Annotated in this window: 1 protein-coding gene; it reads left to right on the top strand. The window is 62.6% G+C overall.

Going from position 1 to position 1,364, the window contains the following annotated elements; genetic code table 11:
• Nucleotides 1–23 precede the first annotated feature (23 nt).
• A partial coding sequence (locus B3797_RS03420) for a glycoside hydrolase family 2 protein (RefSeq protein ID WP_311790409.1) occupies nucleotides 24–1,364 on the top strand: 1,341 nt, incomplete at its 3' end.

Here is a 1,364-nt window from a genome sequence, read left to right as displayed (position 1 = left end):
TGAGCGTACTCTTTTGCGCGCCGCTGTTCGCGGCGCAACTTCCACCGCCTGAGAGCTGGTCGCTGGCGGCAGAGTGGCGCGCCCACGACGCAAACGACGCCGATTTTGTTGGCTGGCGCGGCAGCGACCAGACGTGGCGCAAGCTGCGCGTGCCGGCTAACTGGTACAGCGCCGGCTGGGATCACCAGGGCGCGCTCTGGTATCGCACCGAGTTTTCTTTGCCGAAGCAGGCAGACGACCGGCTGGCGACGCTGGAGTTTGACGGCGTTGACTACCTTGCCGACGTCTGGCTTAACGGGCAGAAGCTGGCGCAGCATGAAGGCTATTTCCAGCGTTTCGCGGTAGACATTACCGGTAATCTGACGCGTTATAACCGGCTGGCGGTTCGGGTTGACAGCCCGTTTGAAGATCCGCAGAAGAACTGGCCGCTGCGTAAAAATCTGATGAAAGGCATCCTTAACCAGCACGACTCCCGACCCGGAGGCGCCTGGTCGCCGCAGGGCCAGGACGCCAACTCCGGCGGCATCTGGTCGCCGGTCAGATTGCGCCTGAGCCGCAGCGTAGCGATCGATAACGTTATTCTCCGGCCGGACTGGTCGCAGGGACTGACGCAGCCGCGCCTGCGCGTTGAGTTCGTCTACCGCGCCCCGGCATCCAAAGCAGCCACGCTGGATCTGACCGCCCGGCCCGATAATTTCAGCGGGAACGCCTACCATCTGCAACAGAGCGTGACGCTTCAGCCGAGCGGCAACGAGCCGCAGCGCATCGCCGTCACCCTGCCGATGCCGAAGGCGCAGCTCTGGTGGCCGAAAGGTTACGGCAAGCCCGCGCTCTATCAGGTGCAGGTCAAGCTGCGCGACGAACAGGGCATCCTCGACCAGCGCAGCAGCCGTACAGGTTTACGCCAGATTGTCGAGCAGGCGCAAAATCAGGGCTGGCTGATTAACGGTCAGCGCCTGTTTATCCGCGGCACCAACTACATTGGCTCCCCCTGGCTCAGCACTATGAATAAGGCGCGCTACGGGCGCGATTTCGATCTGGTCGAGCGCATGAACGCCAACGCTATCCGCGTGCATGGTCATGTGGCAGGCCGCGCCCTCTATCAGGCGGCGGATGAGCGCGGGCTTCTGATCTGGCAGGATGTGCCGCTGCAGTGGGGCTATAACGACACGCCCGCCTTCGCCGATAACGCCGCCAGACAAACCCAGGAGATGGTTGAGCAGTTCGGCAATTCCCCCGCCATCGTGGTCTGGGGCGGTCAAAACGAGCCGCCGTTTAATTCGCCGTGGATGGGCAAACGCTTTCCCGACTGGAATAAAGATCTTAACCGCAACCTGATGCAGCGCGTGGCCGATACGCTGGCG

It is taken from the genome of Pantoea sp. UBA5923 (assembly GCF_002431095.1).
GTDB lineage: Bacteria > Pseudomonadota > Gammaproteobacteria > Enterobacterales > Enterobacteriaceae > Pantoea > Pantoea piersonii.
This window is presented reverse-complemented; position numbering and strand designations above follow the sequence as displayed.